Here is a 10,373-nt window from a genome sequence, read left to right as displayed (position 1 = left end):
GTTGGCGCCGCCCGACTTGCCGCCCGCGAACAGGTCGCCCCAGTGCTGGCGCAGGAACCGGCGAGAGCCCCCGCCCGAGGCCCCTGACCCGGAACTCCGCGGCCCGGCCTACCTCTTGCGCGACAGGGTCAGTCCGTCCGAGATGACCGTCAGGACGCTGTCCATGCGCGCGTCCTTCTGCACGTGCTCGTTGAACGCCTTCACCCCGGCCGTCGCCTCCGAGGGTTCCTGCTCCAGGACGCGCCCGTGGAAGAGGGTGTTGTCGGTGACGATCAGGCCGCCCGGGCGGAGCCGGGGCACCAGCTCCTCCCAGTACGCGACGAGGTTCTGCTTGTCCGCGTCCAGGTAGGCCAGGTCCACGTGCGGGGTCTCCGGCATCGCGCGCAGGGTCTCCAACGCGGGCGCGATCCGCAGGTCGATGCGGTCCGCGACCCCCGCCGCCTCCCAGGCCTCGCGGCCGTACGCCGTCCACTCCTCGGAGACGTCGCAGGCGATGAGGGTGCCGTCGGCGGGCAGTGCCTGGGCCATGGCGAGGGTGGAGAAACCGGTGAAGGTGCCCACCTCCACCACGTGCCGGGCCCCGACCAGCCGGACCAGAAAGGCCAGCAGCGGCCCCTGCTCCTCAGCGGACTGCATGTTCGCCGCGTCGGGGAACTTCTCCCAGGTCAGCGCCACCAGCCCCCGCTGGACGGCGTCCAGCGGGGGGTTGTGGGCCAGCACGTAGTCGTAGAGCTCGTCCGTGATCTTCGTTGAATTGCCCTTGGTCATGGGCTCAGTCTGCCGCCGGAACCCCGTGCTCGCGGGCGGCTCGGGCGAACCGGCGGACGATCTCCTCGCCCGCCGCGACACCGCGCTCGGCGAGGGCCGTGACGCCGGGGGCGTGCCAGCCGCTGTCCGCGAGCTCACCGTGGCCGGGACGCCAGGCCACATCGGCGGCGAGCAACAGGTCGGCGTCGAGGAGGGAGTCCCCGGCCGCCAGGGTCAGGGAGGCCCCGGTGCGTTCGGCGACCTCCCGCATCGCGGCGCTCTTGGTGAGCGGGCGCGGCACGGCGTAGATCTTGCGGCCCTGGAGGGAGACGGTCCAGCCGCGGCCGTCGGCCCACTCCGTCAGCTCCTTGACCCATTCCTCGGGCAGCAGGTGTCGTTCGACGACGAGGTAGGCGAAGAGGTCCTCGGCCACCCGCTCCTTGCGCAGCCAGGTCGGGTCGGCGGTGGCCGTCAGGCGGGCCCGCACCTCCTCCAACGGGGCGCACTCGGCGGCCAGTCGGGCGGCGACCCGGCGCCGCCAGTCCCGGTCCGGTTCGCCGTCCACCAACAGCTGTCCGCCGTTGGCGCAGATCGCGTACGGGGCGGGGCGGCCGGGGAAGCGGATCCGCTGGTACTGCTTGCGGGTGCGGGTGGTGGTGGGCACGAAGACGGTGCCGGGGGTGACGGTGAGCTCGGCGAACCCGGCGGCCGCCGTCTCCGTCATGAAGGACAGCGGCTTGCCCTCGTGGACCTCGACGCACAGCAGCCGGGGGGCACGGGCGTCGGGTACGTCGAGGGCGAGGGCCGCCGGGGAATAGATGAGGGTCCGGTCGAGATCGCTGGCGATCAGAACGGTCACTGCGAGACCACTGCCTTTCCGTCGGCGCCGGTGGCGCCCCTGGTGTAGCGGGGGTGGATCAATCCGACACAGCTGTACGGGAGGTCGTCGACCTCCTCGACGGGCACGCCCCGCTGTTCGGCGAGGAGCCGTACGTGCCCCAGTTCGGCCTCGGCTCCGCGCCGGGCCAGGATCTTCCACGGGACCCGGCGCAACAGCACCCGGGTGGTCTCGCCCACGCCGGGCTTGACCAGGTTGACGTCGTGGATGCCGTACTCCTCGCTGATCCGCTCCACCGCGGCCCACCCTTCCCAGGTGGGCGAACGGTCCGCCGCCAGCAGTTCCTTGACCTCGGCGGCCACCGCGTCGGCGACCTCGGGGAAGCGGGCGGCGACGGTGTCCACGAAGGCGGCGGAGACGTCGGCTCCGGCCAGCTCGCGGTAGAACTTCGCGCCGTGGAAGTCGTGCGGACCGACCAGGTCGGCGCGCAGCACCGTCCGCGATATGAGCCCGGAGACGGTGGAGTTGAGGCAGGCGGAGGGGATGAGGAAGTCCTCGCGGGTGCCGTAGGTGGAGACGCAGCCGCCGGGGTCGGCGAGGACCACGATCTCCGGGTCGAAGCCGGGGAACTCGGCGAGGGCGGCGGTGAGTTCGCGGGTGATGGCGCCCTTGCCGGTCCAGCCGTCCACGAAGACCACGTCGGCCGGGTCGTGGTGCGCGGCCAGCCAGCGCAGGGCGTTGGCGTCGATGCCGCGGCCGCGCACGATGGAGACGGCGTAGTGCGGGAGGTCCAGGCCGTGCCGGTACCGCGCCCAGCGGCGCATCAGCACGCCGACGGGGGTGCCCGCGCGGGCCAGGGAGACGAGTACGGGGGCCGGGGAGCGTTCGGCGAGCACGGTCTCGGTGACGGTGCCGACCGCGCGGGCGACCCGGGCGGCGGAGGCGGTGAGCGCGGCCCCGTAGAGCTCCTGGTAGGCCGGGGTGGGCTGGTACTCCACGGGCAGGGACTCGGCGTAGTGGGCGCCGCCCGCCTGGATGGCCTCCTCGCGTTCCTCGGTGGGGGCCTCCAGCCGGACCCCGGAGAAGTCCTGGAGGAGCCAGCCCACGTCCTCGGGCGCGTAGGAGGAGAAGGCGGGACCCCGCAGGGGCTCGGGAAGCATGGTCGGCTCCTGCCGGTCGGGTCGGGCGGGGGCGGGCACGTACGAGGGGACCACGGCGAGCAGGACCCGGCCGGTGTGCGGGGCGAGGGCGTCGAGGAGTCCGCCGGGGGCGTGCAGCTCGGGGGTGTCGCCCACGGAGTCCACGACGGCGAGGACGGTGTCGAAGCCGGCCCCGGCCACGTTGTAGGCGTACCGGTCGCCGGGCCCGTCGGCGGGCCGGTCGTGGGCGGGGAAGACCAGGCGGGAGCGGATGGCGTACCCGGGGTCGTCCACGGCCAGCACCGGGGAGCGGGTGGTGGTGGAGAAGGACACGTCCAGGCCGTGCGCCTCCAAGGCGCGGGCCAGGCGCAGCGGGGCGTACATCAGCTCTTCGTTGCCGAGGACGAGGATCCGGCCGGGGCGGGGGCCCAGGGCTTCGGCGAGGCGGGTGGTGACGGCGGGGAGGGCGGCCTCCAGCCGCTCCCGGTGGGCGGGGGTGAAACCGTGCCGGCCGCCGTCGGGCAGTCCGGCGGGCCAGCCGAGGTCCACGCGTTCCGTGGCGGCGGCCGGGGCGGGGGCCGCCGCGCCGGATATCTCCTCGGGCGCCCGGGCGGAGCCGGGGGCCGGGGCGGAGCCGGGGGCGGGCTCGTGGGCGGCGACGAGGGCGGTGCCGCGTTCCAGGACCCCGTCGGGCAGGCCGACGGTGCCGGAGGCGAGGGCGACGAGGTCCACCCGGGCGCCGATCTCCGCGGCGAAGGCGTCCAGCCGGTCCCGGTCGGCGGGGGCCCGGACGTCCACCAGCGCCACCACCACGTAGTGCTCGCGGGGGTGGCGGGCGTGCAGGTCGCGGATGGTGTTGAGGACGGTGTTGCCGGTGGAGAACTCGTCGTCGACGAGGACCAGCGGGCCCGGTCGGGTCGTGAGCCGGGGGTCCTCGGGCAGCAGCAGGTGGGAGGTGGCGTGCGAGTGGGCCTCCTCGAAGCCGCCCGCGGCGGCCACACCGGCCACGGGGCGGCGGGTGGAGTGCAGGCAGGGCGCGGAACCGAGGCCGTCGGCCACGCAGTGTCCGAGGCCGGTGGCGGTCTCGGCGTAGCCGAGGACGAGGGCGCGGGCCGCCTCCTCGGGGCCGAGGAGGGCGCGGACCCGCTCGCCGAGCCCGTATCCGGCCCGGTAGACCGTCTCCGGGGATTGCGGAACGTGCTTGCCGAGGACCTGCGAGACGAGGAGGTGGGCCCGCTTGGGGTTGCGCCGCAGGGCGAGGCCGAGCAGGTCGGCCAGGCGCGGGGGCGGCCCGTCCGCCGGGTCCGTGCCGGTCCCCCGGGGCTTCCGGTCGTCACTCAGCGTCACGCCGAGGTGTTCCCCGACCCACGTTCCCGACCACACCGTGCCGTTGATGGCGTTCCCTTCCGTCGTCGTCACCGGGCTCCGCCCGTGAGGCCCGCCGCGAGCAGGTCCACGAAGCCGACCTGTTCGCGTGCCACGCCGAAGACCTCGGCGCGGAGCATGGTCCGCTCCGCCCAGGCCCGGTGCGGCTTCACCTCGTTCATTTTGTTCGTATAGGCCGAACGGAGGACCCCGCCTCCGTCACGGTCCGGGCACAGGATGTCCTCGGCGTCGCTGTACTCCTCGTGGGAGACCACGGAGAGGGCGTGCACGGGCAGGACGTGCGCGGGGTGGATGCAGGTCTTGCCGAGCAGGCCGTTGGCCCGGTCGAGCTCGATCTCGCGGAGCAGCCCGTCGAGGTCGTGTTCGATCAGCGCGGTACGCAGTTCCTCGGCCTGGCCTTCGAGGAAGGGGCTGCGGCGCAGCTGGGGCTTGAACATGCGCTGCTGGTGGCGGAAGTACTCCCAGACGGGCCCGGTGACGGTGAAGCCGGTGCCGTCGGCGCGGCTGAGGACGTTGACCACGTCGGCGATGACGCCGGCGACGATCTGCACGTCGTAGGCGGTCATGTCGGGGGTGCGGCGCAGTCCGTAGGCGGAGCAGAAGTCGGTGACGCCGAGGCGGAGGGCGAGGACCCGTTCGCGGTGGTGTTTCACGGTCCGCGAGATCCCGGCGAGGGTCTCGACCCGGGTCTCCAGGTGCAGCAGCTCGGGTGATTCGAGCACCGGCATGGCGTAGAGGCGGCGGCCGGCGACCTCCTCGGCCTTGACCACCGCGTCCAGGAAGGGGCCACCGCTGGTTTCGGTGAATTTGGGAAGAACGAATCCGGCCAGATGCCGCACGGTGGGACCGAGGCGGGTGACCAGGTCGAGGATCTGCTCGGGTGTGCGGACCCGGATGAAAATCAGGGGCAGCTCGTCGGTGCCTTCCGAGAGCCCCTCGAACTGTCGGACGAGGTTCTCCTCGGCCGCCGCGACCTCGCCGTCGCTGATGGAATCCTCCAGGCAGAGGACCATGGAGACGACTCCGCGGGCGGTCTGCTTGCGGATGTCCGCGGCCAGGGCCGGACGGGTGGCGGGGCTGTACAAGGTGGCCCCGAGGGCGGCCGCGAGGACCCGGGCCGGGGAGGCCAGGGTGAATTCACTCGGTTCCCGGTGGAAGAGTTCCGCGCGAAGGGCGGGCGAAATGTGCCCGAAGTGACGCATGTGCTTCCCCCGTACTGCTTGGGCGGCCGGACTGACGTGGCCGGTAATAGTACGTACGAATGAGTGTCAAGAGTTCCCCAAGTAGATGACATCCCGGTAACCCTCTTGCACGATGCCCACCACCCGCCGTGGGTACAAGTCGAGGGCCGCGTGGACCTGACAAGGGGGGCCGCATTGTCCCGCTCCGGCCCGGGAGGGCAGGATGACCGGCATGACGCACGCGATGCAGAAGGGCTCCAACATCCCCGTGACCGCCACGGCGGTCCGGGCGGTGCTGCGCTGGACCACCGGCCCCGAGGTCCCGGACGTGGACGCCTCCGCCCTGGTCCTGGGCCGGGACGGGCGCGTGCGCTCCGACGAGGACTTCGTCTTCTACAACCAGCCCCGGCACCCCTCGGGCTCGGTCTGGCGCCTGGGCAAGAAGCTGCTCGGCGAGGACGTCACCGACGCCATCCAGGCGGACCTGAGCAGCATGCCGGCGGCCGTGGACCGGGTCCTGGTCGTGGCCTCCGCCGAGGACGTGCCCTTCGAGCGGGTCCGCGACCTGCGGATCCTGCTCTACGACGCCACCGCGCAGGGCGGCGCCGAACCGCTCGCCCACTTCGACGTGCGCCCCGAGACGGGCGCCGAGACCGCCCTGATCTGCGGGGAGCTGTACCGCCGCGGCGACGCCTGGAAGTTCCGGGCCCTGGGCGAGGGCTATTCGGACGGTCTGGTGGGACTGGCCACCGACCACGGCATCTCGGTGGACGAGAACGCCGCCGAGGGCGCCGCCCCGGACGCCGGCACGGCCGGCTCGGCGCTGCCCGCCACCCAGGCCCTGGTCGGACCGGCCCCGGTCACCCAGCACCCGCCCCGGACCCAGGCGGCGCCCACCGAGCCGCCCGCCTACGGGTACCCGCAGCCCGTGGCCGCGACCGCCCCGCCGCTGCCCGTGCCCGGCCCGGGCGGCGACCCGTCCTTCCGGCTGCCGCTCCAGGGCCCGCAGTTCCTGCGCCGCTGACGGTCTCCCTTCAGCGGGAGGTGCTCTTGTAGCCGCGGCCCCACTGGAGGCCCCAGCCGTAGAGCCGGTCCAGCTCGGCCTGGAAGCCGTACACGAACTTCACCTCGCGCCGCACGACCAGTTCGTCCTTGACGTTCTCCAGCAGCAGCACCGCGCAGGAGCGGGCCTGCGGCTGCCGCTCGTCCAACGCGATCTCGATCCGCGGCCCGGTCACCGGATAGAGGGTGACCAGGGCGTGGGTGCGGTCGAAGGCCGGGGTCTGGTCGTAGATGTAGGCGAAGACCAGCAACCGTTTGATCTTGTCGGCGTGGTCGAGGTTGACGAAGAGGGTCTCCCCCGAGGGGGCCCCGAAGCGGTCGTCCCCGCTGAGCTTCACGTACGGCGGGCCGTTGAGGTCCCCGAGGAGGTTGCCGAGCGGCTGGACCACCCCGCGGGTGCCGTCGGCCAGCTCGTACAGGCAGCCGATGTCGAGGTCCACGTTGACCATGCCCTGGGTGTGGGCCTGCACGATCTCCGGCTTGAACAGCTTGAAGGGGTGCCGGAGCAGGCCCGCCTGGCGGTCCCGGCCCCCGAAGTCGGAGGTCCGCATCCGCCAGGAGAGGTTCACGCGCAGATTGCCCGTGACCGCCCCCTGCCGGGTCAGTGACACCGTCGGCTGTCGTTTGGTCAGCTCGATCGCGTTCGACGAGGCACCGCCCGACTGGAACTGTGCCGCGCGACCGCCCCTCAGGCCGTCGAAGAACCCCACCAACCCCACCCCTGCCCCCAGGCTGTGTACCGGACCAAGACCGAGGGGCGGCCGGGTACCGGCCGCCCCTCGGGCAATCGTTCCGCATTCGCGGCCGGGTCACACCCCGGACGCGACCTCCGCCTTGTCCTCGGCCCCGCCCTCGGCGGCCAGGCGCCGGTTGCGGACCACGGAGGACCAGAAGGAGGCGGCGATCAGCACCACGCCGATGAGGCCGGTGATGACCTCGCTGATCTCGTGCTGGATGGTGACCAGCAGGATCATCGCCAGGGCGCCGATGGCGTAGTGGGCGCCGTGCTCCAGGTACACGTAGTCGTCGAGGGTGCCCTCGCGGACCAGGTAGACCGTGAGCGAACGGACGTACATGGCGCCGATGCCGAGACCCAGCGCCATCCAGAAGATGTGGTTCGTGATGGCGAAGGCGCCGATCACGCCGTCGAAGGAGAACGACGCGTCCAGGACCTCCAGGTAGAGGAACAGGAAGAAGGCCGCCTTGCCGGCCAGGCCGACCGCGGAGACCGGCTTGCCCTCGGCCTTGGCCTTCTCCTCGGCCTCGTGTTCGCGTTCCTCCTCCTCTTCGAGCTTGTTCTCGAAGAAGCCGGAGAGACCGCCGACGATGAGGTACGTGATCAGACCGGCGACACCGGCCAGCAGCACCGTGGCCGACTTGTCGGCGTGACCGGTGCTGGTGTGCGCCTCGGTGGCGAAGGTCATCGCGGTGACGAGCAGGGCGATCAGGGCGATGCACACGGAGAGCATGTCGACCTTGCCGAGCTTGGCCAGCGGCCGCTCCAGCCAGCCCAGCCACTTGATGTCCCGGTCCTCGAAGATGAAGTCCAGGAAGATCATCAGCAGGAACATGCCACCGAAGGCGGCGATCGCGGGGTGCGCGTCGGTGACGAGCGCCTCGTACCGCTCGGGGTGGTCCATCGCCAGCTCGACGGCCTCGATCGGCCCCACCTTGGCGCTGATGGCCACGATGGCCACCGGGAACACCAGGCGCATGCCGAACACGGCGATCAGGATGCCGATCGTGAGGAAGATCTTCTGCCAGAAGGCATTCATCTTCTTCAGGATCCCGGCGTTGACCACCGCGTTGTCGAAGGACAGCGAGATTTCGAGGATCGACAGGATCAGGACGATCCCGAACGCCTCCCACCCCCACTGCCATGCGGCAAAGGCCAGACCGAGCGCCGTGACGGCGAACGACCAGCCGAAGGTTTTTAGAACCACAGGTACCTCATCCGGACGCGGCTTTACGAAACATTGACCCCGAAGTCTAGAGCGATGCCCCGCAGACCCGACGCGTACCCCTGGCCCACCGCGCGGAACTTCCATTCACCGCCGTACCGGTAGACCTCGCCGAAGATCATCGCCGTTTCGTCGGAAGCGTCCTCGGAAAGGTCGTAGCGGGCGAGTTCCTGACCGTCGGCCTGGTTCACCACGCGGATGAAGGCGTTCGTGACCTGCCCGAACGTCTGACGGCGGGCGTCCGCGTCGTGGATGGAGACCGGGAAGACGATCTTGTCCACCTCGGCGGGCACCAGCGTCAGGTCGATGATGAGGGACTCGTCGTCCCCGTCACCCTCACCCGTGAGGTTGTCGCCGGTGTGTTCGACGGAGCCCTCGGGGCTCTTGAGGTTGTTGTAGAAGACGAAGTAGTTGTCCCCGAGCACCCGGCCGTTCTGGCACAGCAGGGCACTGGCGTCGAGGTCGAAGTCCGCGCCCGTGGTGGAGCGCGCGTCCCAGCCGAGGCCGATCAGCACCCGGGTCAGGTTCGGTGCGGCCTTGGACAGGGAGACATTGCCCCCCTTGGCGAGTGTGACGCCCATGTTCGTGGTCCTCCCCGGACGATCTCAGTGGTGGCAAACCGGTCCGGCGCCGCACACGAGGGGTGCGCGGCGCCGGACGGGGTACTGCGGGGCGCGGCACGGGGCCGCGGTGGCGTGGCGGGGCCACGGCCGGTGCGTCAGACGTTGACGCCGAAGTCCTGGGCGATGCCGCGGAGGCCGGAGGCGTAGCCCTGGCCGATGGCGCGGAACTTCCACTCGGCGCCGTTGCGGTACAGCTCACCGAAGACCATGGCGGTCTCGGTGGAGGCGTCCTCGGAGAGGTCGTAGCGGGCCAGCTCGACGTTGTCGGCCTGGTTCACCACGCGGATGAAGGCGTTGCGGACCTGGCCGAAGCTCTGCTGGCGGCTCTCGGCCTCGTAGATGGAGACCGGGAAGACGATGCGGTGCACGTCGCCGGGGACGCCGGCCAGGTTCACCTTGATCTGCTCGTCGTCGCCGTCGCCCTCACCGGTGATGTTGTCACCGGTGTGCTCCACCGAGCCGTCCGGGCTCTTCAGGTTGTTGAAGAACACGAAGTTCGAGTCGTTCGTGACCTTGCCCTGGTCGTTCGTGAGCAGCGCACTGGCGTCGAGGTCGAAGTCGACGCCGGTGGTGGTGCGAGCGTCCCAGCCCAGGCCGACGATGACCGCCGTCAGGTTGGGGGCGGCCTTGGTCAGCGAGACGTTGCCGCCCTTGCTGAGGCTGACTCCCACGGGTCCTCCATTGGTAGTGATGGGGCGGGGCCCCGTCGTGCGGTTGCTAACCGGTTGAACGCTTGGATCCTAGTGACGGGTTCCCGGTCCGTACCGGTTTTCCCGGCGCATTTCCCGGTCCGTGCCCGGTCAGGCCGCCGGTCGTGCCCTTCCGGGGGGCCACCGGGACCCGTCAGAGGCTGTCGAGGGCCTTGACGTACTCGTTCAGGTCACGGGCGTCCGGCAGGCCGTTGACGACGCTCCAGCGGACGACGCCCTCCTTGTCGATGACGAAGGTGCCGCGGACCGCGCAGCCCTTGTCCTCGTCGAAGACGCCGTAGGCGCGGGAGGTCTCGCCGTGCGGCCAGAAGTCGGACAGCAGCGGATAGTCCAGGCCCTCCTGCTCGCCGAAGACGCGCAGGGTGTGGATGGAGTCGTTGGAGACGGCCAGGAGCTGCACGTCCTCGTTCTGGAAGCGCGGCAGCTGGTCCCGCAGGGCGCACAGCTCGCCGGTGCAGACGCCGGTGAAGGCGAACGGGTAGAAGAGCAGCACCACGTTCTTCTCGCCGCGGAAGTCGGACAGCCGCACGGTGGCGCCGTGGTTGTCCTTGAGCTCGAAGTCCGGGGCCTTGGTGCCGACCTCGATCGCCATCTCTCGTTTCCCTTCGTTGCGCTGTTCGGGTGTCCACCACCCTAGGGCGTGGACGACGGAACCCCCGGCCACCAGGGGTGGCCGTCCGGGTGCCGCGCGGACGGACGCCGCCGAGGAGGCCGCCGAGGAGGCCG

The 10,373-nt window shown here is 71.3% G+C and carries 10 protein-coding genes; 1 reads left to right on the top strand and 9 read right to left on the bottom strand.

What is annotated here, in order from left to right; all coding sequences use genetic code 11:
* Nucleotides 1-108: 108 nt before the first annotated feature.
* From ABTZ17_RS34250 to ABTZ17_RS34235, 4 genes are read right to left on the bottom strand one after another with little or no spacing between them, the layout of a single operon-like run.
* Nucleotides 109-768, bottom strand: a complete 660-nt coding sequence (locus tag ABTZ17_RS34250; RefSeq protein WP_352199713.1) for an O-methyltransferase — start codon at nucleotides 766-768, stop codon at nucleotides 109-111.
* Nucleotides 769-772: 4 nt separating this feature from the next.
* Nucleotides 773-1,606 (bottom strand): HAD family hydrolase, encoded by an 834-nt coding sequence (locus tag ABTZ17_RS34245; RefSeq protein WP_352199712.1) that lies wholly within the window; start codon nucleotides 1,604-1,606, stop codon nucleotides 773-775.
* Entirely contained in the window at nucleotides 1,603-4,143 is a 2,541-nt protein-coding gene (locus ABTZ17_RS34240; RefSeq protein WP_352199711.1) for a phosphoribosyltransferase, read from the bottom strand. Before ABTZ17_RS34240 ends, ABTZ17_RS34245 begins: the two co-directional genes overlap by 4 nt.
* Nucleotides 4,140-5,312 (bottom strand): HpcH/HpaI aldolase/citrate lyase family protein, encoded by a 1,173-nt coding sequence (locus tag ABTZ17_RS34235; protein WP_352199710.1) that lies wholly within the window; start codon nucleotides 5,310-5,312, stop codon nucleotides 4,140-4,142. The genes ABTZ17_RS34240 and ABTZ17_RS34235 overlap by 4 nt, the downstream gene beginning before the upstream one ends.
* A gap of 211 nt (nucleotides 5,313-5,523) precedes the next feature.
* On the opposite strand from ABTZ17_RS34235, the gene ABTZ17_RS34230 reads away from it, so the two are divergent.
* The gene (locus ABTZ17_RS34230) at nucleotides 5,524-6,315 is read left to right on the top strand and encodes a TerD family protein (protein WP_352199709.1); all 792 of its coding nucleotides are present in this window, start codon (nucleotides 5,524-5,526) and stop codon (nucleotides 6,313-6,315) included.
* Between the two features lie 10 nt (nucleotides 6,316-6,325).
* Here the strand turns inward: ABTZ17_RS34230 and ABTZ17_RS34225 are convergent, their stop codons facing one another.
* The 5 genes from ABTZ17_RS34225 to ABTZ17_RS34205 form a co-directional block, all read right to left on the bottom strand.
* Nucleotides 6,326-7,063 carry a TerD family protein gene (locus ABTZ17_RS34225; RefSeq protein ID WP_352199708.1) on the bottom strand — a complete coding sequence of 246 codons (738 nt, stop codon included), beginning with the start codon at nucleotides 7,061-7,063 and terminating at the stop codon, nucleotides 6,326-6,328.
* A gap of 99 nt (nucleotides 7,064-7,162) precedes the next feature.
* A complete protein-coding gene (locus ABTZ17_RS34220) occupies nucleotides 7,163-8,296 on the bottom strand; it encodes a DUF475 domain-containing protein (protein WP_352199707.1) in 1,134 nt (377 codons plus the stop codon).
* Between the two features lie 23 nt (nucleotides 8,297-8,319).
* Nucleotides 8,320-8,895: a TerD family protein gene (locus ABTZ17_RS34215; RefSeq protein ID WP_352199706.1), complete on the bottom strand. Its 576-nt coding sequence runs from the start codon at nucleotides 8,893-8,895 to the stop codon at nucleotides 8,320-8,322.
* Between the two features lie 137 nt (nucleotides 8,896-9,032).
* Nucleotides 9,033-9,608, bottom strand: coding sequence for a TerD family protein (locus ABTZ17_RS34210; RefSeq protein WP_352199705.1), 576 nt, complete (start codon nucleotides 9,606-9,608; stop codon nucleotides 9,033-9,035).
* A 172-nt stretch (nucleotides 9,609-9,780) separates the two neighbouring features.
* A complete protein-coding gene (locus tag ABTZ17_RS34205) occupies nucleotides 9,781-10,239 on the bottom strand; it encodes a peroxiredoxin (protein ID WP_352199714.1) in 459 nt (152 codons plus the stop codon).
* Between the last annotated feature and the right edge of the window lie 134 nt (nucleotides 10,240-10,373).

Origin of the sequence: Streptomyces sp. NPDC097619 (assembly GCF_040302735.1) — a bacterium.
GTDB lineage: Bacteria > Actinomycetota > Actinomycetes > Streptomycetales > Streptomycetaceae > Streptomyces.
This window is presented reverse-complemented; position numbering and strand designations above follow the sequence as displayed.

Excerpts from the sequence above, each read along its gene's own strand:
- ABTZ17_RS34230 (WP_352199709.1), top strand. The coding sequence starts at position 5,524 with ATGACGCACGCGATGCAGAAGGGCTCCAACATCCCCGTGACCGCCACG.
- ABTZ17_RS34250 (WP_352199713.1), bottom strand. The coding sequence starts at position 768 with ATGACCAAGGGCAATTCAACGAAGATCACGGACGAGCTCTACGACTAC.
- ABTZ17_RS34205 (WP_352199714.1), bottom strand. The coding sequence starts at position 10,239 with ATGGCGATCGAGGTCGGCACCAAGGCCCCGGACTTCGAGCTCAAGGAC.
- ABTZ17_RS34235 (WP_352199710.1), bottom strand. The coding sequence starts at position 5,312 with ATGCGTCACTTCGGGCACATTTCGCCCGCCCTTCGCGCGGAACTCTTC.
- ABTZ17_RS34215 (WP_352199706.1), bottom strand. The coding sequence starts at position 8,895 with ATGGGCGTCACACTCGCCAAGGGGGGCAATGTCTCCCTGTCCAAGGCC.